The sequence below is a fragment of the Variovorax sp. 01N429 genome (assembly GCF_056399425.1).
Map to the genome: position 1 here is coordinate 1 of NZ_JBFTRG010000027.1, position 25,385 is coordinate 25,385.

Consider the following 25,385-nt stretch of genomic DNA (forward strand, 5'->3'; position numbering starts at 1 on the left):
CTCGCGCGCGCGGCGACGCTCGGCCTCTTCGGCCAGGCGGCGGGCATAGCCTTCGGGGTCGGCGTAGGGCTCCCATTCAGGGTGCTGCGCCAAGTCGGCCTTGGCGCCGGCGCGGAAGGTTGGGTCGCTTGCACGCCCTCGCCACAGCGGCAGCAACGGAAGCCGCAGTGCCGGCTCGGTGCCCAGCCAGGCCGCCACATCGGCGTATGTGATTTCGCCGCGCACCTTGGGTGTCACGTTGCGCTTGGCGAACTGCTCACCGCGGGCGGGCAGGCTGTCGCGGAACTGACGCGGGACCTTGCCCAGGAAATCGGGCGCCGCACGCGCCGCGACCGTCTGCGCACTGCCTTCACGCCGCTGTGCAAAGTCGCCAGCGCTCAGTTGCACCATCGACTGCGCCCGATCGCGCTGCGTGAGCCTGGCGCTGCCGGATTCGACGAACAGCGCGTACTGCGCGCCCTTGGTGTAGATGACGGTGGTGGCATCCTGCGCCGCGACTTCGACACTCGGCGTGACGTAGCCGAAGGCACCTTTGGCGCTGGTCTTGAGCCAGCCCTCGAGCAGATAGAGCGGCGGCGCCGCGAGGCCCTTGCCCACCTGAGGCCGCAGCATCAGCCGCGTCGATTCGCCGATGCCGACAAGCACGCCATTGGGGAGTTCGATCTGTGCGAAGGCGCCGGGCGCCGATTCGATGATGTCCTGCTCGTTCAACACCACGCCCTCGGCGAGCGCATAGCGCGTGGTCTGGCGTATCAGAGCGACGTCGCCTTCGACGATGCCGACGACACTGTTGGTTCGCGCCCAGGCCGATGCGGCATCGGTGGATTGCGCGAGGGCAATCGACGAGGCGAGCAGACTCGCAACGCACGAAAGCAGCAAGCCGAACAAGATCTTCGTGAGCCGCAAGGAGGTAACTCCGTTTGCATTGGGCATCTTGGAACGTGACAGCAAAGAAATTCCATGCTACTCAAGTCGCTCGTGCAGTGACCGCGTTTTTCGGCGTAAGGGACCCCTGACGGGAGTATTCCGTTCGACCGGTTGCGTGACCCGTTTGCAAGCATGGAGGCGAGATGGCATAGGCCCATCGACGCGATGCCGGCGCGGCCGGTCGGAGCGGCCGGCTAAATGACCTTGAAGTGATGCGTTCCGTCGGCCGCGAGTTGGGCGACGAGCCCGAATTCCCAGTCCAGGTACGCCTGCATCGCTTCCGCAGGCGCATCGGTTCCTTCATACGGACGGCGATAGCGGACCGTCGCGGCGGCGGACGGTGGATCCGGAGGGTTGAGCGGCGCCGCACCCGACTCACTCCGCGACGAGGCGGGATGCGGCTCCACGACATGCACATCCCACCCCATCTGCGCGAGCCATGACGCCGTCATCGGGGCGCGAACGCCGTCGTCATCTGCAAGCACGACGCGTGCGCCGCGCACCGGCACGTGGTGATCGGTCTCCTGGACCAGCTGGCCGCCTGGCGCGCTAGCAAAGCCCGGCAGATGTCCGGCCTCGTACTCCTCGGGCGTGCGCACGTCGAAGCGGTAGACCGTGCGGCCCGGCGCCTGGAGACTGGCGAGCGCGTCGAGCGCAACCCAGCGAACCCCCGCCCGCCGCGCCACGTCCCTCGCATTCGCTTGCGCGGCGGCGCGGTTCTCTTCGCCCGGCGCGGGCGCGCGGCGCGACGCTCCGTGGTCCAGTTGCTGCCCGGCCAGCTTCCAGCCGATCGTGCCGTTGCGCAGCGCCGCGACGGGATTGGGAATCCCCGCGTTCACCAACGATTGCGCGCCGATGATGCTGCGCGTGCGTCCGGCGCAGTTGACGATCACCCGTGTGGCCGGATCGGGCGCCATCTCGCGGACGCGCAGCACCAGTTCAGCGCCCGGCACGCTGGTCGCCGTGGGAATGCTCATGGTCTGGAATTCGTCGAAGCGCCGCGCATCGAGCACCACGACGTCAGCCCGCGCATCGATCAGGGCCTTGACCTCCTGCGCCGAGAGCGAGGGTGTGTGGCGCTCGTGCTCGACCAGCTCTCCAAACGCCTTGCTCGGCACATTGACGTCGCGGAACAGTTCTCCGCCGGCATCGCGCCAGCCTTCCAGACCACCCTGGAGCAAGTGCACGCGCGTGTAGCCCAGCGCCGAGAGTCGCTCGGCCGCGAGGGGTGCGAGGTCGGTTCCTTCATGCGCGCCGTAGAGCGCGATGAGCGTGTCGCGGCGCGGGATGCGGCGCGATGCATCCAGCTCGATCCGCGAGAGCGGCAGGTTGGCAGCCCACAGTGGATGGGCCTGTGCATAGAGGTCTTCCCCGCGCACATCGAGCAGCGCAATCTCCTCGCGCGCATGCAGATGGTGACGGACCGAGGCGAATGAGATGGAAGCAGTCATGTCGATGAATTGGGCAAGCCGAGGGGCAACGGCGAATAGCCGGACACGAATCGCTCGCGTCCGCCGCTGGTCGGGTAAGTATGGCGCGCCACCTTGCCGATGTCCGCGCCGTAAACGTGGATGCTGACGGACACGCGATCGTCGTAGGCATTGCGCACGCGGTGCAAGTCGCCGATCGTCGGCGACACCGCCTCGACGTCGCCCGGCTCGAGCCGCACCGGCAAGCCATCGGCCAGCAGCAAGCGATCGCGCTCGATGTAGCGTTGGCTCGACTCGGCGCCGCGAAGCATGCCGATCAGACCCCAGACCGTATGGTCATGCACCGGCGTGGCCTGGCCCGGCCCCCATACGAAGCTCACGACCGAGAAGCGTTCGGCGGCATCGAGATGCAGCAGGTATTGCCGGTACCGCGTGGGATGCGGCTCGGCGAAGGCATCGGGCAGCCAGTCGTCGCGCGCGACGAGACGCCGCAGCAGCGCCCCACCCTCTTCCACGATGCGCGGCTCCTCGGGCCTCGTGTCCATCAGTCGGCCGAAATCGGCGGCGAAATCGCGCAGTCGCTCGCTCATCGTTCGAGCGCGGCCTTGCCGGCGGCCACCAGGATCGCGTCGTTCTGCGGGGTATGGATGCGGCTGCAAAGCACGTCGCGGTAGTGGCGCTCCAGCGGGTTCTGTCGCGTGAGGCCATGGTTGCCGCTGAGCTGCAAAGCCAGTTCGACCGCGCGGATTGCATTCGTGGTGACGGTGTACTTGAGCAAGCCGCTCCGTATGGCGGAGGGCGCCCGCCCTGCGTCGACCTCGGCGCTTGCGTCTTCCAGCAGCACGCGCGCGGCGTTCAGCAAAGCTTCGATCTCGCCAACGGCTTCCTGCACGCGCGGCAGGCTCGCGAGCGGCGCGCCGAGGCCGCTGGGAGCCCTGCGATTGAGAAACCCGACGAGCCAGTCACGCGCCGCACGCGCGACCGAGAGGTAGAGCGTGCCCAGCAGCACCGCCATCCAGGCCTGCTGGGTCGCATGGGCATCGATGTCGGTCTGGCTGCCCGCATCGGGCGCCCATTGCGCCGCCGCACGCAGATCGACCGCATGGTCGAGCGGGATCGCGACATCTTCGAAGATCACTTCGTGGCTGCCCGAGGCGCGAAGCCCCAGGTGATCCCAGCTGGCGATCACGCGAACGCCGGGCGCGTCGCGCGGCACCAGGAAGGCGCCGACGCGCGCCGTGTCGTCCTCGGTGCGTGCCCACACCGACAGCCACCGCAGGCCTTCGATGCCGGTCGTGTAGAGCTTGTGGCCGCTGAGCTTCCATTGATGGCCGTCGAGGCGCGCCGTCGTCGCGGGCAAACCGCCTCGCGCCGGCGAACCCAGAGCCGGTTCGACGCGCAAGGCGTTGATCAACGCGCCCTCCCGGACGGCTTCGTGCAACACACGGTCGCGCAGATGCGCGGGCCAGCGGCTGTCGGTACGGCCGATGGCAAGCTGCTGCAGCCAGCTCATCGTGAGGATCAGCGCGGTCGCGGGCTCGCCGTATGCGACGGCCGACAGTACTCGGCGCGCCGCCGCAAGCGATGCACCCCCACCGCCATGCGTGCGCGGCGCGACCAGGCCGACCAACCCATTGGCATGCAGCGCGGCAAAGTTCTCGTGCGGAAAAGCGCCGCTGCGGTCGTAGTCGGCGGCCGTCTCGGCAAAGAGCGCGGACAGTCGCGCCAGCAACGCATCGTCCGTTTCAGGTGCGACCGGCAGGCGGCGCAAGGCTTGTGAACTCATGGGCTGGCACCTTAGCTGCCGCCGCCGATGCCGAAAACGACGGAAGACGCATATCCAAGAACGTTTTTCTGCGTTCGCTTTCGTACCTGCTCGCCTTACGGTCATGCCTCTTCGTTCCGACCTGAACGCCCGAACCATTCATTGCAAGGACCCACCATGAGCGACATCGAATTCATCGGCATGATCCAGGCCCAGAAGGTCTCCGAGATCCATCCGGCGTACGGCCCCGCGATCGACCGCGACTACGTGCGGGCATTCGCACAGGCGCATGAGAAGGCCGGCTTCGACCGGGTGCTGGTGCCGCACCACTCCACCAGCCCCGATGCGACGTTGACAGTGGCATACGCCGCTTCGGTCACCGAGCGCATCCACTTCATGCTCGCGCACCGGCCGGGCTTCGTCGCGCCGACACTGGCCGCAAGGCAGTTTGCATCGCTCGACCAGTTCAGCGGTGGCCGGCTCGGCGTGCACTACATCTCGGGCGGCTCGGACGACGAGCAAAAGCGTGACGGCGACTGGCTCGACCACGACCAGCGCTACGCCCGCACCGACGAATACCTCGATATCCTGCGCCGGGTATGGACCAGCGACAAACCCTTCGATCACGAAGGCGCCCACTACCGCTTCAAGAATGCCTTCTCCGAGGTGAAGCCGGTGCAGTCGCTCAACGACAGACCGCACGTGCCGGTGTACTTCGGCGGCGCGTCGGAGGCGGCGATTCCCGTCGCGGGCAAACATGCGGACGTGTACGCGCTCTGGGGCGAATCACTGGATCAGGCGCGCGAGCTCACGGGCCGTGTGCGCGCAGAAGCCGCCAGGCATGGACGCACCGTGCGCTTCTCGGTTTCGTTCCGGCCCATCCTTGCTGACACTGAAGAGAAGGCATGGGAGCGAGCGGATGCAATCCTCGACGAGACGCGGCGACTGCGCGTGGTCCAAGGCTTCGGCCGCGGCGGCCCGCAGCAAAGCGAAGGGGCCAGGCGGCTGCTGGCCGCCGCCGAGCAAGGCCCGCGGCTCGACAAACGCCTCTGGACTGCTGTCGCGCGCGAGATTGGCGGCCGTTCGAACAGCACGGCGCTGGTCGGCACGCCCGAACAGGTGGCCGACGCCCTGCTCGATTACTACGACCTGGGCGTCACGACTTTCCTGATCCGCGGCTTCGACCCGCTCGAGGACGCGATCGATTACGGACGCGAACTGATTCCCCGCACACGCCAACTGGTGGCGCAGCGCGTTGCCGCGCAACGCCGCGCGGCCTGATGCACCTCCAACACCCAGCCTTCTCCTATCCAGACCATGAACCATCCGTCTTTCTCGCGGCGCAGCGTGTTGCGCGCCAGCGGCGCCGCGGCCGCCATCGCATCCACCAGCCTGATCGCCACGCGCGCGTGGTCGCAGCAGCGCAAGCTGAGCTTCGCGTGGAACGCGACGGCCTTCTGCCTTTCGCCGGTGGTGGTCGCACAGGAGCGCGGCATCTTCGAGAAGAACGGCCTGCAGGTCGATCTCGTCAACTACACGGGTTCGACCGACCAACTGCTCGAATCGCTCGCCACAGCCAAGGCCGATGCGGCGGTCGGCATGATCCATCGCTGGCTCAAGCCGCTCGAATCGGGGTTCGACGTGAAGATCGTCGGCAGCTCGCACGGTGGCTGCGTGCGGCTCGTGGGGGTCAAGGAGGCCGGGGTCACCGACCTGCAGAAGCTCAAGGGCAAGACCATCGGCGTTTCCGATATCGCGAGCCCCGGCAAGAACTTCTTCTCGATCCTGCTCAAGAAGAACGGCATCGACGCCGACAAGGACGTGACCTGGCGGCAGTATCCGGCCGACCTGCTCGACATTGCGGTGAACAAGGGCGAGATCCAGGCCATTGCCGACGGTGACCCGACGCTGTACCTGATCGAGAAGCGCAACAAGGGCCGCTATCTCGAGCTGGCATCCAACCTCTCGGGCGAATACAAGGACAAGGTCTGCTGCATCGTGGGCGCACGCGGCGAACTGGTGCGCAACGAAAAGCCGGTGGTGGCGGCGCTGGTGCGCTCCATCGTGCAGGCATCCGACTTCGTGGCTGAAAACCCGAACGAATCGGCCAGGCTCTTCGCGAAGTATTCGCCGAAGGTGCCGGTGGAGGACCTTCAGGCGCTGCTGGGCACATTGACGCACGCGCACCACCCCGTGGGCAAGAACCTGCGCGACGAGGTGGAGTTCTATGCGCGCGATTTCCGGTCGGTCGGCGTACTCAAGCAGAGCACCGACCCGGCGCGCCTGGCAAACCATGTGTCGGTGGACGTGCTCGCATGACCACCGCCGACAACCTCATCCTGGGCGCGGCACGTCCACGCGCTGCGAAGCCGCACCCGCACGAAGCGCGCGGCGCATCGGAGAGTGCGCCCATCAAGGTCTGGCGCACAGGCATCCTCGCGGCGAGCGCGTGGCTGGCGCTGGGCGTTCTGACCACCACTTGGCCCAATCGGGAGATCGGCTTCAGTGACTGGAACTTCACTCACGAGTTCGGCATCGGCGCCATCGCCGTCGCAGCGCTGTTGCTCCTGGCAGCGCTGTTCGGCGGCCGCACAGGTCGCTTTGGCCGCAGGCTTCGATCGGCGGGTCAATGGCTCGTTGCAGCACCGCTGCTGCTCGCGCTCTGGGAGGTGCTGACCGCCAAGCTCGGCGTGCTGCCACCGCCCTTCTTCGCGCCGCCGCAAAGCCTGCTCGACGTCGCTTCGGAGGACTGGCGTCGGCTCGGGCTCTCGGCCGCCCACTCTCTGAGGCTGCTCGCGCACGGCTTCGCACTGGGGGCGCTGAGCGGGTTCGCGACGGGCGTGTGGATCGGCTGGTCCCGCATCGCGGGCTACTGGGTGCATCCGCTGCTGCGCTTTCTCGGGCCTGTGCCAGCCTCGGCGCTCCTGCCGCTGGCCTTCTTCTTCGCGCCTTCGAGCTACGCGGCAGCCGTCTTCCTGGTCGCGCTCGCCACATTCTTCCCGGTCGCGGTACTGAGCTGGTCGGGCGTGGCCTCGGTCAACAAGAACTACTACGACGTCGCACGCACGCTCGGCGCACCGCCATGGTTCCTGGTGCTGAGGGTCGCCGTGCCGGCCGCGCTGCCGCAGGTCTTCGTCGGCCTCTTCATGGGGCTGGGTGCGTCGTTCTCGGTGCTGGTCACCGCTGAGATGATGGGCGTCAAAGCCGGCCTTGGCTGGTACCTGCAGTGGGCGCAAGGCTGGGCGGCCTACGCCAACATGTATGCGGCGCTTCTGGTAATGGCGGCGCTGTGCTCCGGGCTGATCACGCTGCTTTTCGCAGTGCGCGATCGAGCGCTGTCCTGGCAGAAGGGGACTGTCAAATGGTAGATGCCCTCGATGCCCCGGCGGTCACCGCCGGTGCGCACATCGAGATCCGCAACGTCAGCCACTGGTTCAAGCTTGCAAGCGGCGCGCTGCAGGTACTGGACGGCATCGACCTCGACGTCGGGCCCGGCGAGTTCGTCGCCCTGCTGGGGCCGAGCGGCTGCGGCAAGTCGACGCTGCTGCGGCTCGTGGCCGGGCTCGAACCCGCGTCTGCCGGCACCCTCACACAGGATGCCGCGCCCATCACGCGGCCCGACCCATCGCGCATCGTCGTGTTCCAGGACCCGACCCTGTATCCGTGGCGCAGCGTCTGGGACAACGTCGCGCTGGGCCTGCAGGCGCGCGGGCTGCTGAAGACGCAGCGTTCGCGCGTGGACGATGCGCTCAAGCTCGTGGGCCTCGGCGAATTCGCCAAGACCTTTCCCCATCAGCTCTCGGGCGGCATGGCGCAGCGCGTGGCGCTCGCAAGGGCGCTGGTCAACGACCCGCGCCTGCTGGTGCTCGACGAGCCGCTCGGCAAGCTCGATTCGCTCACACGCATGGCCATGCAGGGCGAACTCGTGAACCTCTGGCAGCGCGCCGGCTTCTCCGCGCTGCTCGTGACGCACGACGTCGAAGAGGCCTTGTTTCTTGCCAATCGCGTGGTCGTGCTGAGCGACCGGCCCGCGCGCATCGCTGCGCAGCTCGTGGTCGACCTGCCCTATCCGAGGCACCGGGGCCATCCTCGGCTGGCCGCCTTGCGGCACGAAGCACTTCGCCACCTCGGCCTCGATGCCACCTGGTGATGACGCTGAACGCGCTGGTGGCACTCCTGCAGACCGTGCAAGCAGGCCTGCTGCAAGTGCTGGCCTGGCTGGGCCTGGCCGGCACGAGCCACGGACAGCCCGCGTGGCCTTGGCCGCTGCGCCTGTCAGGCGAGAACCTGTCAATCGATCTCGGCCAGGCGCGGCGCATGGCCTTGACGCTGGTCGTGCTCGCGCTGGTGGCAGTCCTGCTCGCAACCGCACTCGCCTGGCGAAAGCGCCGATGGCTCTTGCTTGCGACAGTGCCAATGCTGCTGCTGCTCGCGCCATGGCCTCGGCCTGAGGTCGTGCTCGTGCCTGCATATCCCACGAGCTTTCATCGATCCCCGACAGGCTTCACCGCCGAGTCGATCACGCAGGGACACGCGCTCTATGAGCAGCATTGCGCGGCTTGCCATGGAGCGGATGGAAGAGGACAAGGTCCGTTGGCAGCGGCGCAGCCGGTGTGGCCGCCCGACCTCGCAGGACCGCTGTTGTGGCGGCGCGCCGATGGCGATCTCCTGTGGCGCGTGCTGCATGGAACGAGCGATCGGCATGGAAGCTCGACCATGCCGGCGTTCGAGCAGCTGGCCGATGGCGAGGCATGGGCGCTGATCGACTTCATGAAAGCACAGAGTGCCGGACAAGTGCTTCAGGCGACGGGTGCCTGGAGCGCGCCCATTGCGCTGCCCGAGGTCATCGTCCGGTGCGAAGGCCGTTCCCCGCGTGCCCTCTCGACCTGGCGCGGCCAGCGCGTGCGCGTGCTTGCACGCGGCCCGGCGACCGCGCCGGCACCCGAAGACCCTCGCGTGGTCACCGTCCAACTGGTGCCAGCCGCCCAGCAGGCCCAGCAGGCGCAGCCGCAGGAAGCGGATTGCGTGGTGGACTCATCCGCCGCATGGGACGCCTTCGCGCTGATCGCCGGCACAGAGCATCTCGAAGGCACGCAGCTGCTCGCCGATCGCGACGGCTGGCTGCGCGCCCGCAGCGCGCCAGGCAATCCCGGCTGGTCCGAAGACGACCTGCTGTGCCGCACCGCATCCGCACCCGGAGCCCCGCAGGACGTGCCGCAGCCCGGCGACGGACTCGGTGCCCTGATCGCCCGCATGGATGCCGAGCCTGTGCGCTTCGTCCGGGGCGGCTTCGTCCACTGATCACGATTACTTCCACTTTCAAGGAGCCCCTTCATGGCCCAGGCAACCCGCCGCCAGTTCGTCATCCACACGCTCTCAGGCGCGGCAGCAATCGCCCTGCCGACCACCGCATCGCATGCGCAAGCGCGGCCGCTGCTCAAGGCCGGCGATCAGAAAGGCGGCCTGCGCGCACTGCTCGAAGCGGCAGGCGGACTGGACGGCCTCACCTATGACATCCAATGGTCGGAGTTCCCGGCTGCCGCGCCACTGGCGGAAGCCCTCAATGCGGGCGCCGTCGACTTGGGCCCCATCGGCGATGCGCCGCTGGTTTTCGCGCTGGCCGCGGGAACGCGCATCAAGGCCATCGGCGCGAACCGGTCCGACTCGTACGGCACGGCCGTCCTCGTGCGGCCGGACTCGCCGCTGAAGAACGCGGCCGACCTCAAGGGCAAGAGCATCGCGACCAACCGGGGCTCCATCGGCCACTACGTCACGCTCAAAGCCGTGATCACGGCAGGCCTCAAGCCGGAGGACGTCAACATCCGGTTCCTCGCGCCCGCGGATGCCAAGCTCGCATTGATGCACGGCGCCGTCGATGCGTGGGCCACCTGGGAGCCCTACACGGCGCTGGCCGAAACCAGCCAGCACGCGCGCGTGCTCGTCAGTGGGCGCGGCTTGCTCCCCGGCCTGAGCTACGTGGCCGCGACAGACGCCGCCATCGCGGCAAAACGACCCGTCCTGCGCGACTTTCTGCAAAGGGTCGTCAAGGCGCAAGCCTGGTCGTACCGAAACGTCGATGCCTTCAGCGCCACGCTCGCACGCATCATCGGCATTCCCGCCGAGGCAGCCAAGCTGCAGTTCGTGCGGCGCGAGCAGACATGGGTGCCCATCGATGCCCAACTCATCCTCGACCAGCAGCGCACGGCGGACTTCTATCACCAGGTCGGGCTCATCAAGCAGCCCTTGGACGTGCGCCCCACTTTCGACGCGACCGTGGCGAGCAGCGCCTGAAGGGGTAATGAAGGCTTGCACCCTATAGATCATTTCCCTATTTGAAATCAACGATTCAGTCGTTCCCCGATCCGATGCCTCTGCGGACAATGGCCCGCCACGCCCCTGCGGGCGCCGTTTTCTGTTCGAGCATCATGAATTTCCAACAACTGCGCTCGGTGCGCGAGGCCGTGCGCTGCGGCTTCAATCTCACCGAAGTCGCCCATGCGCTGCATACCTCGCAGCCCGGCGTGAGCCGGCAGATCCGCGAACTGGAGGATGAATTGGGCATCGAGCTTTTCGTGCGTGCGGGCAAGCGATTGACCGGCCTGACCGAACCGGGAGAGCATGTGCTGCCGATCATCGAGCGCATGCTGATGGAAAGCACCAACTTGAAGCAAGCGGGACAAGAATTCGTCGCGCGCGAAAGCGGGCTGCTCTCGATCGCGGCGACCCACTCGCAGGCGCGCTATGCGCTGCCGGTCGCGGTGCAGGAGTTTCGCTCGCACTTTCCCAACGTGAAGCTGCATCTCCACCAAGGCTCGCCCAAGCAGATCGCGCAGATGCTGCTGAGCGGCGAGGCTGACGTCGGCATCGCGACCGAAGCGCTGGGCGACTACCCGCAACTGGTGGCGTTGCCGTGCTACCGGTGGACGCATTCGGTGATCGTGCCGCCGGGGCATGCCTTGCTCGACGCGCCGCCCACGCTCGAAGCACTGACGCGGTATCCGCTGATCACCTACGACACCGGTTTCACCGGACGCACGCGCATCGACAAGGCCTTCGAAGACCAGGGGCTGGCGCCCAACATCGTGCTGACGGCGATGGACGCGGACGTGATCAAGACCTACGTGCAGCTTGGCATGGGCGTGGGCATCGTCGCCGGCATCGCCTACGAGGCAGAGCGCGACACGCAGCTTCGCGCGATCGATGCGGGGAGCCTCTTCGGCATCAACCTCACGAAGCTGGCGGTGCGGCGCGGCAACTACCTCCGAGGCTATGTGCACGCCTTCATCGAATCGTTTGCGCCGACGCTGCCGCGAGGGGTTGTGGAGAAGGCGCTGGCGAGCGATGCACCGGTGCAGGTCGAGGCATGACGCCGGGAAGGCCCTGCTCGTTCACCTTCGCGAGTTCCAGCTGGTATTGCTCCCAACCGGAGGCCGGAACGACTTCCCCGGACCGATCAGCAACAGCCTCCAGCGCGTGACACAGTTGTTCGCCAGCGGTCGAGACATCATCGAGGTGCACGCCCTGCGTCATCGTGATGTGGGCGCATTCGAAGCTGCCGGCGCCTGCCAGCAAGATCATGCGGGTCGGCGCGGCTTCATCCACCAGCGCGATCAGGCCGGGGCTGACATGCTCCGGCGTGAGCCGCGCGAGAGCCTCCGCGGGCAATACGCTTTGCGTCATCGCCGTAGCCGCGCTGGGGGCGAGGCAGTTCACGCGGATGTTGCGCTTCATGCCTTCCAAGGCGAGCGTCTGCATCAGCCCAACCAACGCCATCTTGGCCGCACCGTAGTTGGACTGACCGAAGTTGCCATACAAGCCGGACGACGACGTCGTCATGACGATGCGCCCGTATTGCTGCTCCTGCATCTGCGCCCAGACGGCCTTGGTGCAATGGACGGCGCCCATGACATGCACGTCCATGACCAGGCGAAACTCGTCGAGCGTCATCTTCGAGAACGTGCGGTCGCGCAGGATGCCGGCGTTGTTGACCAGGATGTCGATGCGACCCCACCTTGCGATGGCTTGCGCGGCCATGGCCTCCATTTCGTCGGCGCGGGTGACGTCGCCAGCGACGGCAAGGGCATCACCCCCGCGGCTGCGGATCTCCTCGGCGACAGCTTCGGCCGGTGAGCCTCCCACGTCGTTGACCAAGATGCGCGCACCATGGCGAGCGAGTTCAAGCGCGTGCGTGCGGCCGAGTCCGCCACCGGCACCGGTGACGATGGCCACGCGGCCCTGCAATCGTTGATTCATTGTTTTCCTTACGGCCTCGAAATGGCCACAGCGTCCTTGCCTTTGAGCCCCAACATGCGCCGGGCCTCCTCGGGGGTTGCCACCTCCAGCGACAGTTCATCGAGGATGCGTCGAATCTTCAGCACCTGTTCGGCGCAGGAGTGCGCCAGGCGCCCCTTGCCGAGGTAGAGGCTGTCCTCCAGCCCCACGCGCACGTGGCCGCCGAGCACTGCGCCCATGGTGAGCAAGGGCATCTGGTGTCGCCCGGCGCCGAGCACGGAGAAGCGGTACTTGCCCCGGCCGAACAGCCGATCGGCCGTGCTCTTCATGGTGACCAGGTTCTCGGGGTCGGGACCCATGCCGCCCAGGATGCCGAAGATGCTCTGGATGAACAGCGTCCCCTCGATCAATCCTTCGTCGACGAAATGGGCCAGCGTGTACAGATGCCCCACGTCATAGCATTCGAACTCGAAGCGCGTACCGCAATCCCGGCCGAGCACCTGCAGGATGTGGCGGATGTCCCTGAACGTGTTGCGGAAGATCAGGTCTTCCATGCCTTCGACGTAAGGCTTTTCCCAGGCATGCACCCACTCGGTGTACTTGCGTGCGAGCGGATGGACGGAGAAGTTCATCGAGCCCATGTTCAGCGAGCACATTTCCGGCCGCGCCTGCAGCGGATAGGCCAGCCGCTCTTCCAGCGTCATCCGGGTGCTGCCGCCCGTGGTGATGTTGATGACCGCATCGGTAGCGGCCTGGATGCGCGGCACGAATTGATCGAACAGGCGCGGGTCCGCACTGGGACGCCCGTCCGCAGGATCGCGAGCGTGGAGATGAAGAATCGCCGCACCAGCCTTGGCGGCATCGATCGCCTGTTCGGCGATCTGGTCGGGCGTCAGCGCCAGGTAGGGCGACATCGTCGGCGTGTGGACCGAGCCTGTCACGGCGCAGGTGATGATGACCTTGTCTTGGGCCGTGTTCACGTGCTTGTTCCTTGGGGCTTGTTCCTTGGCGCTCAAACGGCCAGCCAGCGAGACAACAACTCCCGATCGGCGGCGAACTGTTGGGGCCCGCCCTGGAAGACGATGCGGCCGTGTCCCATCACGCACACGCGCGAGGACACCTTCAGGGCAATCGCGAGCTTCTGCTCCACCAGCACCACCGACAGGCCGCGCCGACGCATGTCGTCAATGGATTCGCCGACCTGGGCGACGATCTTCGGCGCGAGTCCTTCGGTCGGTTCATCGATCAGGATGGCCAGCGGATTGCCCAGCAGGGAGCGGCAGATCGTCAGCATCTGCTGCTCCCCGCCCGAAAGACTGCCCGCCTTGGTGTTACGGCGTTCCTTGAGGCGAGGAAAGTAGTCGAACATCTGGTCCAGAGTCCAGCGCAGCGCGCCAGCCACCGGCGGCTGCTCGCCCATGCGCAGGTTCTCGTCGACGCTGAGATTGGCGAAGACCTCGCGTTCCTCCGGCACGTAGGCCAAACCCGCGCGGCAGATGGCATGAGGCTTGGCGCCTGCGAGCTGGCGCTGTGCAAGCTGCACGCGTCCTCCGGTGGGCGGCACGAGCCCCATCAGCGCCTTCAGCGTCGTCGAGCGGCCCGAGCCGTTGCGCCCCAGCAGGCTGACGACTTCGCCCCGATCGACAGCGAAGCTGACGCCGCGCAGGATGTGGCTCTTGCCGTAGTGCGCGTGCAGGTCCTGCACCTGCAGCAACGATGCGCCGCCGCTCAGCATGCGACCTCCTCGCCGAGGTAGGCCTCGCGCACACCCTGGTTGCTGCGGATCTCGTCCGGCGTGCCCGTGGCGATGACTTCACCGTAGACCAGCACGCTGATGCGATCGGCCAGCGCAAAGACCACGTCCATGTCGTGCTCGACGATCAGCAGGGCACGCCCGCTCGTGACCTCGCGGATCAGCTCCAGCGTGTAGTGGGTCTCTTCGGTGGACATGCCGGCCATGGGTTCGTCCAACAGGATCACCTTCGGATCCGAGGCGAGCGTCATCGCGAGTTCCAGCGAGCGCTGCAGCGAATACGACATCTCGCCCGCGAAGGTCGAAGCATGGCTTTGCAAGCGCACGCGCTCCAGGAGCCGTTCGGTGGCCTCCTGCAGGCCCGGCACCCGGTCGATTCGCCGCCAGAACATGTATTGCGGCTGGCGCTCCCGCATGACTGCAAGACGGATGTTCTCGAACACGCTCAGCTTCGGGAAGACGTTCGTGATCTGGAATGAGCGAGCCAGCCCCGCACGATTGATGCGCTGCGGAGCCCAGCCCGTGATCGTCTGGCCATCGAAGCGCACCCTGCCGGCGGTCGGCGCGATGCTGCCGGAGATCAAATGAAACAGCGTGGACTTGCCCGCGCCGTTCGGTCCGATCAGCGCACGGCGCTCGCCACTGCACAGATCGAGGTCCACGCCACGGATGATCTCGGCAGGGCCGAAAGATTTGCGCAGCTCGCGCAGCGAAAGAATGGGGTCGCTCATGGGTGGGCCTCTCCGGCAGGGGCCACGATCGGCATTGATTCATCCCGCGGGCGGGAAAGTCGCAGTGCGCACCATGCGACCAGGCCGCCTGCGGCGAGCAGACCGGCAGGCACCGTCCAGGTGGACATCGCCGCAGCCACCCAGCTGCGCCCGAACAGCGTGACCGGTGGCGCACTCGCGCTCATGCGCGCCAAGGCGCGATAGTCCTGCGAGAACAGGCGCTGCAGCATCTCGACGATGAACACTGCGCCCGACGTCAGCAGCACGGCCGCGAGCACCCACAACAGGATGCGCGGCAACACCGCGGCGACGCCGTGGCGCCGGATCTGCGACGCCGTTGACGTGAACAGCCCCGTGAGCCCGTCCGGCATGAACATCATCACCAGCACGAACAAAGTGCCCTGGTAGAGCAGCCAGACCTGCGTCTGATCCGAGACCGAGTAGCCGAAGAAAGTCATCAGCGCCGCACCCAATGCCGGTCCGAGAAAGCTGCCGACGCCGCCGATGAACGCGTTGAGGACCACGCTGGCGGAGACGCCCGCATCGAAGACGGCGTAGTTGGCGGATTCATTGCCGAGAACTTGCAGGCCGCCCGCGATGCCCGCGAACATGGCCGACAGGGCAAAGGCCGAGACACCGAGGCCATGCATGTCGTATCCCAGGAATCGCAGCCGGTGCGCGTTCTCGCGCAGCGCGAGGGTGAGCCGCCCCAGCGGCGTGCGGCTGTGAAAATACAGCGCGGCGAGCGATACCACGACCCACACCAGCGTCAGGTAGTAGACCTGCGTGGTCGATCCGAAATCGAGTCCCCACGCTGGCATCCGCATGGCGGAAATTCCGGATTCGCCACCGAACCAACCCTTGAGCTGGGGTGCCAGCGAATGCAGCAGTTCGGCGATGGCCAGCGTGATCATCGCGAACGCCGTTCCGCTGCGTTGCGTAGCGAACCATCCGGCCACGAGCCCGAAGGCCAGCCCGGCGACGGCACCCACCAGCGGCAGCAAGGGCGTAGGCAGCAATCCGCTGCCGCCCAGCGCGTTCATGGCATGGACCGTAGCGAAGGCGCCGACGCCGAAGTAAGCCGCATGCCCGAACGACAGCATCCCCGCGCGGCCCGCCAGCAGGCTGTAGGCGCAGGCGAACAAGGCGGCGATCAGCATCTGGATCGAGGCGTTGAGCAAGCCCGCCGACAACATGAAAGGCAGCGCGGCCAGCAACGCCGCGCCGAGCAGGCAAAGAGCAGTACGAATCACCGGGTCAGTCCTTGTCGCCCATGAGGCCTGAAGGGCGCAGCAAGAGAACCAGCAGCATCAACGCGAAGGGAAGTGTCGCGGCCAGGCTCGACAGCTTGAGCGTCAGCAGCCCGCCGACACCCTCGGCCCATTGGCGCGCGCCCACGAACGCGAGCAGGTCCGCCGCGCTGTGGTCGACACCCACGGCCAATGAAGTCAGCACGCCGATCAGCAGCGAAGCGAGCATCGCCCCGCCCAGCGAACCCAGCCCGCCGACGACCACCACGACGAACACCATCACGCCCAGCTCAAGCGCCATATTGGGACTGGTGGTGTAGAACGCCCCGGCGATGGCGCCGGCCAGCCCCGCCAGCGCCGCGCCCACTCCAAAGACGCCCATGAACACCAGTTGCACGTTGTGCCCCAGGGCCTCGACCATGCGAGGCTTGTAGATGGCGGAGCGCACGACGATGCCCACGCGTGTGCGCGTCAGCAGCAGGTAGATCGCGGCGAACATCGCCAGCGCCACGGCGCCCATCAGCAGGCGGTAGGCCGGATACTGCTGACTGCCCAGCACGAAGGCCGACACGTCGAGCGACTTGGGGATCCGGTAGTCCACCGGATAGTTGCCGAAGAACAGCTTGATCGTCTCCGCGATGACGAAGGACAGGCCAAAGGTCAGCAGGAGCTCATGCGCGTGCCCATAGCGATGGACCCGGCGCAGGAACCAGCGTTCGACGACCGCACCCACGAGCCCTGCGAGCAGCGTTGCGGCCACCAGGGCCGGCACGAAGCCGACGACGCCCTGCAGTGAATAGGCGAAGTACGCCCCCAGCATGTAGAAGGAGGCGTGCGCGAAGTTGAGCACCCCCATCATCCCGAAGATGAGCGTGAGCCCCGCCGACACCATGAAGAGCAGGAGCCCGTAGATGACGCCGTTGAGCAGCGAAAACGCCAGCCAGTCCATGCGCGCGTGCCTCGCTTCAGTCGGGGCGCTGCATCTTGCAGTTGGCCTGCGCCGGCGTGGAGGCCTCTTCGCCCGTGAATACCTTCACCGGCTTGAACCCGAGAGCGGTGCCGTCCGCCTTGTACTTGGCATCCTTCGATACCACGGAGACCACCATCGGCATCAGCGCCTGGTGATCGGCCGCGCGCATGCTGATCACGCCGCCCGGCGTCTTGAGCTTCGTGCCTTCGAGTGTCTTCGCGAAGGCGTTCACGTCGAGCGCGCCGTTGACGGGCTTGGTGTGCTTGAGGGCCTCGGCCACCATCTGCAGGCCGAACACGCTTTGCGGCTCGACGAACACCGGCGCGTGCCCAACCTTGGCCGTGTAGTCCGACACGAAGCGTTCACCTTCCGCGCCCGAGGCCTCGGGATTGAACACCTGCGCGACGTAGTTGCCGGCCGCGAGATCGCCCGCATTGCTGATGTTGCCCGGCTGATCGAGGAACACGGTCGCGAAATGCGCCTTCAGGCCCGCGGCCTTGGCGGCCTTCATCATCAGCAAGAGGTCGTTCGACCAGTTGCCGGTGATCACCGTGTCTGCCCCCGAAGCGCTGATCTTCGAGACGTAAGGCGCGAAGTCCTGGATCTTGTTGACGTCGTGCAGCGTCTTCTCGACCACCTGATAGCCACCGGCCGTGGCGTTCTGGACGATGGCCTTTTCCATGTCCTGGCCCCAGGAGTAGTTCTGGTTGATCGAATAGACCTTGGTGCCCAGCGCATTGGCCTCCTTCATCGCCTTGACCAGCGCCTGGGTGCGCACGTCGGCATTGCCCGCAAATCGGAAGTGATAGAAGTTGCACTTCTCGCCCGTCAGCTCGAGCGCCTCCGCGCCAATGTTGATGTAGACCACTTCCTTGCCGGGGTTGCGCAGGTTGTACTTGCGCACGTCTTCGGTGATCTGCCCGCCGATTGCCGACGAGGCGCCTTGCACGATGATCTGGACGCCATCGGAGATCGCCGCCTTCAATTTGTCCGACGCGCCGGCCGGGCCGCCCTGGTTGTCGTACTCCACCAGTTGCACCGGCTCGCCGTTCCATCCGCCGGCCGCGTTGAGCTGGTCGATGGCGTAGCGCACGCCTGCGCGATAGGTCTGCCCCGACGACGCTTGCGGGCCCGAGAGCGTTTCGACCAGGCCGATCTTCACGGGCGCGGCTTCGGCCGCCGTGGCAAGCAGCAGAAGAGCCGGCAGTGCGGCAAAGGCGAGCTGGGATGTCTTCATTTCGTTGTCTCCATTGGGTTGTCTTTTGGATGGGTCTTGATCGATGCCGCCCGCGCGGCTCAGAGGTACTCGAGGTTTCCGTCCACGCTGATGATTTGCCCGCTGACGTTGCGTGCGGCCGGCGAGCACAGGAAGAGCGTCATGGCGGCGACGTCATCCGCGGTGACCATGCGGCGCAGGGAAATCTTCTGCAGGTACTGTTCGCGCATCGCGTCTTCGGTGATGCCCAGCGATGCGGCGCGCGCAGCGATCACGCCCTGCATGCGTTCACCCTCCACCACGCCCGGAAGGATGGCGTTGACGCGGATGTCATCGGGTCCGAGTTCGATCGCGAGCGATCGGGTCAATCCCACGATGGCCCATTTGCTCGATGCATAAGGCGTGCGAAAGGCGTAGCCCAGACGTCCTGCGACCGAGCCCATCGCGATCAGGACGGGGCTGGAGGTCGATTGCTTGAGCAAGGGCACAGCGCGCCGCGCGAAGTAGTACTGGCCATTGAGATTGACGTCGATCGTGCGCTCCCAGCCCGCTGCTTCGATCGTCTCGATGGAGCCGGTCGGGCCCGCAATGCCCGCGTTGTTGATCAGCACGTCGAGCCCGCCCATGGCTGTCCGCACGTCCTCGAACACCAGATCGACGTCGGCGGCAACCGATGCATCGGCCACGCTGCCGGTGAGGCCGGGCGCTTCGCCAAGCAGGCGATCGAGCGCCAAACGGTCGATGTCGCAGACGTGGACTCTCGCTCCCGCCTCGGCGAAGGCGCGTGCGATGCGCGCCCCGAGCCCGCTCGCGCCTGCCGTGACGAGGACGCGCAGGCCTGGCGTTGGCCGAAGAGATTCGAGCAGGGACATGAGACTCCTTGGGGTTGGAGCGAGTCTGCGCGGACAGCCCGTTCAACCCTATGTGTCCCATGCACACATTTGCGGGCGCATCGATGTGGTTGCAGCCCTGTCGCCGGGCGTCGATTCGCCCTGCGCCTCTGGTAGCCTTTCGCCCGTCGCGATGCAGTCGCACTACGCGCCCACCGTGGGCGAATGAGGTCCCCATGAGCACTGTGATTCAAATCGAGCGCGGCGAGCAGATCGCCCGCCGTCTCGTGGGCATGCTGCACCAGGGTGCCGCCGCGGAGGACTTCGCGCAGTGCATTGCCGAAATCGAGGCTCTGCCAGACAGCAGGCCGGACAAGTCCAGCCTCATCGAGATCGTGCGCATGGGCATGGCCGTCCAGAACCGCATCGAGCTTCTGTTGCAGCGCGAGCGTGGCATGTCCGCCGTCATCGAGTCGGCCAAGGATCTTTCCAGCCAACTCGACGTGACGAGCCTGCTGAGTGCCATCGTGGCGCGCGCGCGCAATCTGCTTGGGTCCGACCTGGCCTGGTTGTCCGGCTACGACACGCAGATCGACGGCTTTCGCGTGCTGGTGGCCGATGGCGCCGTCTCACCGCGGGTCTCCGGCATGGTGGCGCGCCGTGACCTTGGCGTCGCCAATGTGGTGATGGCCACGCGCATGCCCTTCACCACCCCCGACTATCTGCACGACAAGCGATTCGCGCACCACGGGAGCCTGGACGAGGTCTTCCGCGAGGAAGGCATCTCCGCCCTCGTGGGCGTGCCGCTGATCTGGGACTCCGAGGTGATCGGTCTGCTGTTCCTGGCGGACCGCTACCAGCACGTCCATACGACCCAAAGCCTTTCGACGCTCTGCACACTGGCCACGCACGGTGCAGTGGCCTTGAAGAACGCGCGCGATTTTGGCCGGGTACACACCGCGCTGGAGAACGCGGACGCGGCTCGCGCGGAACTCGAGGGCCACGTGCGAAGCATCCAGGCCGCTGCCGATGCGCACGCGCAGATGACTTCGCTGCTGGCGCGCGGTGCGCCGCTGTCCACCTTGTGCCAGACGGTGGCGGATCTGCTGGGCGGCAGCCTTCTGGTGCTGGACGAAGCGGCGCAGGTCATCAGCCGGGGCGCCGCGGCCAACTACGCCGACGGCGGTGCGCAACACTACCAAGCCCATGGCGAGCACGGCGCCGAATTGACGCGCGCCCTGCGGCAGAGCCGCGAGAGGGGTCGTTCGGTCGTCGCCTACGAAGCGAACGGCGAATCCTGCCGCGTCATGCCAGTCATCGGCGGCGAGGACGTGCTCGGTTCCATCGCCCTCTTTCATCGCGGTGCACTTGAAGAAGGCGCCGTGCGCACCTTCGAACGCAGTTCCAGCGTCATCGGCATCGTGCTCTTGTCACAGGAACGGATCGAAGCCACCAAGAGCCGCAGCACTTCTGCCTTGCTCCGCTCCCTGGTGTCGCCACGCCAGGACGAACTGGCCGACCTGGCGAATCGGGCCGAGCGCATCGGCCTGGACCTGGCGCAACCGCTGACGCTGCTGCTCGTGGAGATCGAAGGCCCGAGCGCCGGCTACGCCGCGCGGCACTTTCGCAGCCTTCCGTCGATGGAGCATGTGCTCGTCGACGACATCGACGGCGTGCTGGTGATGCTCTGCGCCGCGACGCGGGCCATCGACGTGCGCCAGGCGGTGATGAATTGGGCCGGCCGCGATGCCAGCGCGGTGCACCGGGGCGTGGTCTCGCGGCCGGTTGGCTCGCCGGCCGGGATCCCTGCCCTGTACGCGACACTCAAGCGAGCCCTCGGCGTGCTCGGCCGGCTCGGCGTTCAGGGCCAGGTGATCGGGCAGAACGAGCTGGCGCTCTACTCGGCGCTTTTCGAGACGCACGACCAGACGAGCCTGGGCCAGTTCCTGGAAGCCACGATCGGGTGTGTGATCGCCTACGACCGCAAGCGCAACGCCGAACTCGCACACACGCTGCTGAACTACTTCGACTGCAATCAAAACGCAAAAACGACTGCGCAGCGCCTGGGCATCCACGTCAACACCGTGCGCCAGCGGCTCGCCACGATCGAGGAGTTGCTCGGGCATTGGGGTCATGCCGCGCGTGCGCTGGAGATTCATATGGCGTTGCGCCTCTGGAGCCTGAGCGCAGCACCGTGATTCGCTGAAGCCGTGAAGCCGTGAGGCCGCAAGCCTTTGGGGAAACCCGGATGGTGCTTTCCCCGGTGTGTCCTCAAATGACCTCTCGCCTTCCGTCAGTGACCTTTCAGGCGCCGGCGCAGCTCTCCATGATTCGGCCGCAAGGCAGTGCAGAGCGCGCTGCCGAAACCTCGAAAAAATGGAGACTTCCGTGAAACACAACCTTCTACTCGCGTTGGGCTGCTGCGCTCCCCTTCTGTCCGCCTGTGGCGGCGGCGGCAGCAATTTCATCCCGATCTCTACCCCGCCCGCTGCCTCGCCCAGCTCGCCTGCCCAGCCCCCGGCGCCCGCTCCGACAGCCAAGGCGCTGAGCTGCCAGGAAATGGCGGGCGTGACGATTCCCGCATCGGCCATCGGGCTGCCTACGACCGGCGCCAAGGTGACGGAGGCGCTCGTCGTCCCTGCCGCAGGCACGGGCGCCGCCGCGACGCCGGAGTACTGCCGCGTCACCGGCGCGATTGCGCCCGTGGATTCGAGCGCACCGAACATCATCTTCCGCGTGGCCCTGCCCACGGCCTGGAACAACAAGGCCGCCATGTTCGGCGGCGGCGGGCTGGACGGTACCCTGCCGAGCGTCGCGGGCAACGTCCCCGCAGGCCCGACGGATCAACCTGTGCCGCTGGCCCGCGGTTACGCCGTCTTCGCCAGCGACTCAGGCCACCAAGCCAACGCGGCGGGCTCGCTCGACGGGCAGTTCCAACTCAACGACGAAGCGATGCGCAACTTTGGAGGCGAGGCGCTCAAGAAGACGCACGACGCCGCCATCTACCTGATCAAGGCGCGCTATGCGGCCGGCGCGCCGAAGAAGGCCTACTTCGCCGGCGGTTCGACCGGCGGTCGCGAAGCCCTGTCGGTGGCGCAGCGCTGGCCGGAGGATTGGGACGGCATCATTGCCTGGTATCCGGCGTGGAACCAGTTGTCGGCCATGCTCGGCGGCCACCGGGCGAGCCGCGCGCTCGCGCAGGCGGGCGCCTATCCCAACACGGCCAAGCGGATACTGATCCGCAACGCATCGCTGGAAGCCTGTGACGGACTCGACGGTCTCGTGGACGGGCTCATCAACAACCAGAGCGCATGCAACGGCATCTTCGATCCGTCCACCGCGACGCTGAACGGCGTGCCGCTTCGCTGTGCCGGCGGCGTCGACACCGGCGACACCTGCCTGTCGGACGCGCAGATCACGGCGCTGAAGACGATGAACACGGCGACCAAGTTCAACTTCTTCCTCGCCAGCGGCTCGCAGGGCTATCCCGGCTACAACGTCTGGGGAGCGGACCTGGGCATCACGAGCAACCCCTCGCCGCTGCAGCCCACGGTGACCTTCCTCAACTTGGGCACCGAACAGCCGGCGATGCCCGTGCCTGCCGGCGCGCCCTACATCACCAAGCAGCTGGACCAGGTCATCAAGTACGGCGTCACGCGCGACCCTTCGTACAACTCTCTCTCGCTCGATCCGGAGAACCCCGGCCCCTGGGGCGAGCGTCTCAGCGAGCTGAGCACCATGCTCGACGTGAGCAGCGACGTGTCGGCCTTCGTGGCACGCGGCGGCAAGCTGCTGCTCGCGCACGGCTTGTCCGACGTGCTCGTGAGCACGCGTGCCACCGAGCAGTACTACCAGCGGCTGCAGGCGCAGTTCGGGGCGGCCAATGTCGACACCTTCGCACGGTTCTATGAAGTCGCAGGCTATGGCCATGCGGTCAGCACCGTGTTCAATGTCTCCTGGGATTCGCTGACCGCACTGGAAAACTGGTCCGAGAAGGGTGTCGCACCCAAAGCCCAGGTCGCGACCGACACGGCAGGTGTTCCGGGCCGCAAGCGCCCGCTCTGCGACTACCCGACATGGCCCAAATACAAGGGCTCGGGCGACGTGAACGCGGCGGAGTCCTACAGCTGCGCCAGCAGCTGATCGCGGCCACGCTTTCGTCACATCCATCGCGTCCGATGTGTGTCATGCGCACACATAGGCGCGGGCCTCGCCAGGCCACAGACTCCTGTCATGAACTTTGGCCTGGCGAGGCGGATGCATGTCACATTGGATGCCCTTGTCCGGGGGGAGGCACTATCCCCCTCATCAGATTGCAGCCCTGACGCGGCTGCTGCACGCAGAAGGCATTGACCCTCGCGCCGTGCTCGCAGGCACCGGGCTGCAGCCGGCCGAGCTGGACGATGTGGCGTGCCAGACATCCGTCGAACAGTACCTGACGGCGTGCCGCAACGCACTGGGTCTCGCGCCCACAGCCAGCCTTGCGCTACGGCTCGGCCGGGAGCTGCATCTGTCCGACTGCGGCCTCTATGGCCTGATGCTGCTGACTTGCGAATCCGTCGCCGACCATTTCCGTCTGGCCACGAAGTACCAGTCGATGACGGCCTCGGTGCTGGCCATCGAGGCACAGACCGGCGAAGATGGCGCACTGTGGCTCGTCAACGATGAAGGAGCGCGCGAACTGCCTCTGGCGTTGCGTCTCTTTCTCGTCGAACAGCAGTTCGCACGGCTCGTCACCCAATTGCAGGACCTCGTGGGACCGGCGTGCGCTCCCGTGCTCGCCTGCTTCACGCATGCAGCGCCGGCTCACCAAGCCGACTACGCCAGGCACCTGCAATGCCCCTGCGTCTTTGGCTGGCACCGCAACGAATTGCGCTTCGGCAAGAACGTTCTCGATCGGCGCCCGCGACTGGCCAACCCATTCACCACGGGCACGCTGCAATCCGCATGCGACGCCCAGCTGGCGGACATGGAGGCCTCGTTCGGCTTTGCGGGCAAGGTCTATCGCGCGTTGCGCGTGCTGCCCGGCCCCGGCGCCGACATGCAGGCGGTGGCCTCGACGCTGAAGATGACGGATCGCACGCTGCGGCGGCACCTGGCCTGCGAGGGGACGTCTTTTTCGCGCATCGCCGATCAGGTCCGATACAGCATGGCCAGCCAGCAGCTGCAATGTTCGCAAGCCAGCGTCGAGCAGGTGGCCGAGATGACCGGCTTCTCGGACCCGGCCAACTTCCGGCGTGCCTTCCTGCGCTGGGCGGGCATGTCCCCCGCGCGCTTTCGGCGGGCGAAACGCCCTTTGAATCCTGTGTTCTCGGCGAGCTTGTCGTAGGCCGAGATGCGCGCGCCCCGCAGCGCGCGGGCCGGCGTTAGCCTGGACACGGCCTGTCGGCTTGCGAGTCGCCAGATCGAGGGCCACGGCTGACACGACCGCTCCCATGCGGAGGCGACGATGCTTCACCCAACGCATCGGCCCCCGCGCCATGAAGATCGCCACATTCAACGTCAACGGCATCAAAGGCCGGATGCCACGTCTACTGGAATGGCTCGACGAGGCTTCGCCCGACATCGCCTGCCTCCAGGAAATCAAGACCGGCGATGCGACGTTTCCGCACGAAGCTCTGGAAGCGGCGGGCTACCGGGTCGTGTGGCACGGCCAGCCGCGACATCACGGCGTCGCGATCCTGTCACGGGGCGCCACGCCGGTGGAAGTCCGCCGTGGCGTTCCCGGCGACGATGCGGATGGGCAGGCGAGGTACCTCGAGGCTGCTGTCGGCGATCTCCGCGCGGTGTCGCTTTACCTGCCGAACGGCAACCCCGTGCCGAGCGACAACTTCAACTACAAGCTTCAATGGTTCGACCGCTTCATCACGCATGCGAAGACGCTCGCCGCGCGTGAGGTCGTTCTCTGTGGCGACTTCAATGTCGTGCCGACCAACGAGGACATCTACAACGCGGGCTCATGGCGATTCGATGCCGTGCTCCAGCCGCAAACCAGAGCCGCCTACCAGCGGCTTCTCGCCCAAGGCTGGATCGACAGCGCGCGAAGCTTGCATCCACACGGCCGCAAGGCGCTGTACACGTTCTGGGTCAACGGCGAGGCGTTCCGCCGCGACGCGGGATTCCGCATGGACTTCATCCTGCTAAGCCCCAGCCTCAAATCCCGCTTGCGGGCAACAGGCGTGGACTCGGAGCACCGCGGGCGCGACAAGCCGAGCGATCACGCGCCGATGTGGATCGAACTGGCCGCGCCTGAATGACAACCCGCGCCGCGGCCCATTTGT

The 25,385-nt window shown here is 66.6% G+C and carries 24 protein-coding genes; 12 read left to right on the forward strand and 12 right to left on the reverse strand.

Annotated elements, in window-relative coordinates; translation table 11 throughout:
- The 4 genes from AC1DSF_RS28775 to AC1DSF_RS28790 all read right to left on the reverse strand — a co-directional run.
- A partial coding sequence (locus AC1DSF_RS28775) for a FecR family protein (protein ID WP_478183917.1) occupies positions 1-906 on the reverse strand: 906 nt, incomplete at its 3' end.
- Between the two features lie 215 nt (positions 907-1,121).
- A complete protein-coding gene (locus AC1DSF_RS28780; RefSeq protein WP_478127872.1) occupies positions 1,122-2,378 on the reverse strand; it encodes a rhodanese-like domain-containing protein in 1,257 nt (418 codons plus the stop codon).
- Positions 2,375-2,947 carry a cysteine dioxygenase family protein gene (locus tag AC1DSF_RS28785; RefSeq protein ID WP_478127873.1) on the reverse strand — a complete coding sequence of 191 codons (573 nt, stop codon included), beginning with the start codon at positions 2,945-2,947 and terminating at the stop codon, positions 2,375-2,377. The genes AC1DSF_RS28780 and AC1DSF_RS28785 overlap by 4 nt, the downstream gene beginning before the upstream one ends.
- Positions 2,944-4,143, reverse strand: a complete 1,200-nt coding sequence (locus tag AC1DSF_RS28790) for an acyl-CoA dehydrogenase family protein (protein WP_478127874.1) — start codon at positions 4,141-4,143, stop codon at positions 2,944-2,946. The genes AC1DSF_RS28785 and AC1DSF_RS28790 overlap by 4 nt, the downstream gene beginning before the upstream one ends.
- Positions 4,144-4,299: 156 nt before the next feature.
- Between AC1DSF_RS28790 and AC1DSF_RS28795 the strand changes: the two genes are divergently transcribed.
- The 7 genes from AC1DSF_RS28795 to AC1DSF_RS28825 all read left to right on the forward strand — a co-directional run bounded on the left by AC1DSF_RS28795 (position 4,300) and on the right by AC1DSF_RS28825 (position 11,489).
- Positions 4,300-5,403: an LLM class flavin-dependent oxidoreductase gene (locus AC1DSF_RS28795; protein ID WP_478127875.1), complete on the forward strand. Its 1,104-nt coding sequence runs from the start codon at positions 4,300-4,302 to the stop codon at positions 5,401-5,403.
- 36 nt (positions 5,404-5,439) lie between these two features.
- Entirely contained in the window at positions 5,440-6,441 is a 1,002-nt protein-coding gene (locus AC1DSF_RS28800) for an ABC transporter substrate-binding protein (protein ID WP_478127876.1), read from the forward strand.
- Positions 6,438-7,490: an ABC transporter permease gene (locus AC1DSF_RS28805; protein ID WP_478127877.1), complete on the forward strand. Its 1,053-nt coding sequence runs from the start codon at positions 6,438-6,440 to the stop codon at positions 7,488-7,490. Before AC1DSF_RS28800 ends, AC1DSF_RS28805 begins: the two co-directional genes overlap by 4 nt.
- Positions 7,484-8,272, forward strand: a complete 789-nt coding sequence (locus AC1DSF_RS28810) for an ABC transporter ATP-binding protein (RefSeq protein WP_478127878.1) — start codon at positions 7,484-7,486, stop codon at positions 8,270-8,272. Before AC1DSF_RS28805 ends, AC1DSF_RS28810 begins: the two co-directional genes overlap by 7 nt.
- Complete coding sequence (locus tag AC1DSF_RS28815; RefSeq protein ID WP_478127905.1) at positions 8,272-9,423, forward strand: c-type cytochrome; 1,152 nt, start codon at positions 8,272-8,274, stop codon at positions 9,421-9,423. The genes AC1DSF_RS28810 and AC1DSF_RS28815 overlap by 1 nt, the downstream gene beginning before the upstream one ends.
- A 33-nt stretch (positions 9,424-9,456) precedes the next feature.
- Positions 9,457-10,413: an ABC transporter substrate-binding protein gene (locus AC1DSF_RS28820; RefSeq protein ID WP_478127879.1), complete on the forward strand. Its 957-nt coding sequence runs from the start codon at positions 9,457-9,459 to the stop codon at positions 10,411-10,413.
- A 134-nt stretch (positions 10,414-10,547) separates the two neighbouring features.
- On the forward strand, positions 10,548-11,489 hold the full coding sequence (locus AC1DSF_RS28825) for a CysB family HTH-type transcriptional regulator (protein WP_478183918.1): 942 nt from the start codon (positions 10,548-10,550) through the stop codon (positions 11,487-11,489).
- Here the strand turns inward: AC1DSF_RS28825 and AC1DSF_RS28830 are convergent.
- From AC1DSF_RS28830 to AC1DSF_RS28865, 8 genes are read right to left on the reverse strand one after another with little or no spacing between them, the layout of a single operon-like run.
- Positions 11,404-12,375: an SDR family NAD(P)-dependent oxidoreductase gene (locus AC1DSF_RS28830; RefSeq protein ID WP_478183919.1), complete on the reverse strand. Its 972-nt coding sequence runs from the start codon at positions 12,373-12,375 to the stop codon at positions 11,404-11,406. The genes AC1DSF_RS28825 and AC1DSF_RS28830 overlap by 86 nt on opposite strands.
- A gap of 8 nt (positions 12,376-12,383) precedes the next feature.
- Positions 12,384-13,334 (reverse strand): 3,5-dioxohexanoate:acetyl-CoA acetone transferase, encoded by a 951-nt coding sequence (gene kce, locus AC1DSF_RS28835; RefSeq protein WP_478183920.1) that lies wholly within the window; start codon positions 13,332-13,334, stop codon positions 12,384-12,386.
- Between the two features lie 32 nt (positions 13,335-13,366).
- Complete coding sequence (locus tag AC1DSF_RS28840; protein ID WP_478183921.1) at positions 13,367-14,089, reverse strand: ABC transporter ATP-binding protein; 723 nt, start codon at positions 14,087-14,089, stop codon at positions 13,367-13,369.
- Positions 14,083-14,838 (reverse strand): ABC transporter ATP-binding protein, encoded by a 756-nt coding sequence (locus AC1DSF_RS28845; protein ID WP_478183922.1) that lies wholly within the window; start codon positions 14,836-14,838, stop codon positions 14,083-14,085. Before AC1DSF_RS28845 ends, AC1DSF_RS28840 begins: the two co-directional genes overlap by 7 nt.
- The gene (locus AC1DSF_RS28850; RefSeq protein ID WP_478183940.1) at positions 14,835-16,088 is read right to left on the reverse strand and encodes a branched-chain amino acid ABC transporter permease; all 1,254 of its coding nucleotides are present in this window, start codon (positions 16,086-16,088) and stop codon (positions 14,835-14,837) included. The genes AC1DSF_RS28845 and AC1DSF_RS28850 overlap by 4 nt, the downstream gene beginning before the upstream one ends.
- A gap of 7 nt (positions 16,089-16,095) precedes the next feature.
- Complete coding sequence (locus AC1DSF_RS28855) at positions 16,096-17,037, reverse strand: branched-chain amino acid ABC transporter permease (RefSeq protein WP_478183923.1); 942 nt, start codon at positions 17,035-17,037, stop codon at positions 16,096-16,098.
- Positions 17,038-17,053: 16 nt separating this feature from the next.
- Positions 17,054-18,295, reverse strand: coding sequence for a branched-chain amino acid ABC transporter substrate-binding protein (locus tag AC1DSF_RS28860; protein ID WP_478183924.1), 1,242 nt, complete (start codon positions 18,293-18,295; stop codon positions 17,054-17,056).
- Positions 18,296-18,354: 59 nt separating this feature from the next.
- Positions 18,355-19,146 carry an SDR family oxidoreductase gene (locus tag AC1DSF_RS28865; RefSeq protein ID WP_478183925.1) on the reverse strand — a complete coding sequence of 264 codons (792 nt, stop codon included), beginning with the start codon at positions 19,144-19,146 and terminating at the stop codon, positions 18,355-18,357.
- On the opposite strand from AC1DSF_RS28865, the gene AC1DSF_RS28870 reads away from it, so the two are divergent.
- From AC1DSF_RS28870 to xth, 5 genes are all read left to right on the forward strand, one after another.
- Positions 19,145-19,333, forward strand: coding sequence for a hypothetical protein (locus AC1DSF_RS28870; protein ID WP_478183926.1), 189 nt, complete (start codon positions 19,145-19,147; stop codon positions 19,331-19,333). The genes AC1DSF_RS28865 and AC1DSF_RS28870 overlap by 2 nt on opposite strands.
- Before the next feature lie 7 nt (positions 19,334-19,340).
- Positions 19,341-21,302: a helix-turn-helix domain-containing protein gene (locus AC1DSF_RS28875; protein WP_478183927.1), complete on the forward strand. Its 1,962-nt coding sequence runs from the start codon at positions 19,341-19,343 to the stop codon at positions 21,300-21,302.
- A gap of 178 nt (positions 21,303-21,480) precedes the next feature.
- Complete coding sequence (locus AC1DSF_RS28880; protein WP_478183928.1) at positions 21,481-23,247, forward strand: tannase/feruloyl esterase family alpha/beta hydrolase; 1,767 nt, start codon at positions 21,481-21,483, stop codon at positions 23,245-23,247.
- A 118-nt stretch (positions 23,248-23,365) separates the two neighbouring features.
- Positions 23,366-24,433 carry an AraC family transcriptional regulator gene (locus AC1DSF_RS28885; protein ID WP_478127891.1) on the forward strand — a complete coding sequence of 356 codons (1,068 nt, stop codon included), beginning with the start codon at positions 23,366-23,368 and terminating at the stop codon, positions 24,431-24,433.
- Positions 24,434-24,584: 151 nt separating this feature from the next.
- On the forward strand, positions 24,585-25,361 hold the full coding sequence (gene xth / locus AC1DSF_RS28890) for an exodeoxyribonuclease III (protein ID WP_478183929.1): 777 nt from the start codon (positions 24,585-24,587) through the stop codon (positions 25,359-25,361).
- Positions 25,362-25,385 lie beyond the last annotated feature (24 nt).

Coding starts and splice junctions, on each gene's coding strand:
- AC1DSF_RS28780 (WP_478127872.1), bottom strand. CDS start 2,378: ATGACTGCTTCCATCTCATTCGCCTCGGTCCGTCACCATCTGCATGCG.
- AC1DSF_RS28785 (WP_478127873.1), bottom strand. CDS start 2,947: ATGAGCGAGCGACTGCGCGATTTCGCCGCCGATTTCGGCCGACTGATG.
- AC1DSF_RS28790 (WP_478127874.1), bottom strand. CDS start 4,143: ATGAGTTCACAAGCCTTGCGCCGCCTGCCGGTCGCACCTGAAACGGAC.
- AC1DSF_RS28795 (WP_478127875.1), top strand. CDS start 4,300: ATGAGCGACATCGAATTCATCGGCATGATCCAGGCCCAGAAGGTCTCC.
- AC1DSF_RS28800 (WP_478127876.1), top strand. CDS start 5,440: ATGAACCATCCGTCTTTCTCGCGGCGCAGCGTGTTGCGCGCCAGCGGC.
- AC1DSF_RS28805 (WP_478127877.1), top strand. CDS start 6,438: ATGACCACCGCCGACAACCTCATCCTGGGCGCGGCACGTCCACGCGCT.
- AC1DSF_RS28810 (WP_478127878.1), top strand. CDS start 7,484: ATGGTAGATGCCCTCGATGCCCCGGCGGTCACCGCCGGTGCGCACATC.
- AC1DSF_RS28815 (WP_478127905.1), top strand. CDS start 8,272: ATGACGCTGAACGCGCTGGTGGCACTCCTGCAGACCGTGCAAGCAGGC.
- AC1DSF_RS28820 (WP_478127879.1), top strand. CDS start 9,457: ATGGCCCAGGCAACCCGCCGCCAGTTCGTCATCCACACGCTCTCAGGC.
- AC1DSF_RS28825 (WP_478183918.1), top strand. CDS start 10,548: ATGAATTTCCAACAACTGCGCTCGGTGCGCGAGGCCGTGCGCTGCGGC.
- AC1DSF_RS28830 (WP_478183919.1), bottom strand. CDS start 12,375: ATGAATCAACGATTGCAGGGCCGCGTGGCCATCGTCACCGGTGCCGGT.
- AC1DSF_RS28840 (WP_478183921.1), bottom strand. CDS start 14,089: ATGCTGAGCGGCGGCGCATCGTTGCTGCAGGTGCAGGACCTGCACGCG.
- AC1DSF_RS28845 (WP_478183922.1), bottom strand. CDS start 14,838: ATGAGCGACCCCATTCTTTCGCTGCGCGAGCTGCGCAAATCTTTCGGC.
- AC1DSF_RS28855 (WP_478183923.1), bottom strand. CDS start 17,037: ATGGACTGGCTGGCGTTTTCGCTGCTCAACGGCGTCATCTACGGGCTC.
- AC1DSF_RS28860 (WP_478183924.1), bottom strand. CDS start 18,295: ATGAAGACATCCCAGCTCGCCTTTGCCGCACTGCCGGCTCTTCTGCTG.
- AC1DSF_RS28870 (WP_478183926.1), top strand. CDS start 19,145: ATGAGACTCCTTGGGGTTGGAGCGAGTCTGCGCGGACAGCCCGTTCAA.
- AC1DSF_RS28865 (WP_478183925.1), bottom strand. CDS start 19,146: ATGTCCCTGCTCGAATCTCTTCGGCCAACGCCAGGCCTGCGCGTCCTC.
- AC1DSF_RS28875 (WP_478183927.1), top strand. CDS start 19,341: ATGAGCACTGTGATTCAAATCGAGCGCGGCGAGCAGATCGCCCGCCGT.
- AC1DSF_RS28880 (WP_478183928.1), top strand. CDS start 21,481: ATGGAGACTTCCGTGAAACACAACCTTCTACTCGCGTTGGGCTGCTGC.
- AC1DSF_RS28885 (WP_478127891.1), top strand. CDS start 23,366: ATGTCACATTGGATGCCCTTGTCCGGGGGGAGGCACTATCCCCCTCAT.
- xth (WP_478183929.1), top strand. CDS start 24,585: ATGAAGATCGCCACATTCAACGTCAACGGCATCAAAGGCCGGATGCCA.